Origin of the sequence: Undibacterium sp. SXout7W (genome assembly GCF_049339385.1) — a bacterium.
In the GTDB taxonomy this organism is placed as follows: domain Bacteria; phylum Pseudomonadota; class Gammaproteobacteria; order Burkholderiales; family Burkholderiaceae_D; genus Undibacterium.
The window spans coordinates 1-292 of record NZ_JBMPPF010000143.1 but is presented as its reverse complement, the minus strand read 5'-3'; the positions used below and the strand labels follow the sequence as shown (position 1 = coordinate 292).

1 pseudogene is annotated in these 292 nt (G+C 66.4%); it reads left to right on the top strand.

Features of this window, described 5'->3' with window-relative positions:
- Nucleotides 1–292 (top strand): annotated as a pseudogene (locus ACO0LB_RS20840) (hypothetical protein); the annotation flags it as partial.

Genomic DNA, 292 nt, shown 5'->3' with positions numbered 1-292 from the left:
GCGCTGGAAGGCAAGCCGAAATACGTCAACGACGGCGCCCTGACGCCAGACGGCTATGCCGTCAACACCATGGCCCCGCCTTATCAGCCTAGTTATATCCGTCCGGCCTATGATGGCGACCCGCTGCACGCCGATCCGGCGGACGGCAACACGCTGCCGCCACAGACTTATGACACCATCGGCGACCTGCTGCTGACCTCGGCCACGGGGGCGCGCATTCCGCTGGCCCAGGTGGCGACGATACGGCTGGACGACGGCGAGAGCACCATCACCCGCGAACTGGGCAAGCGCC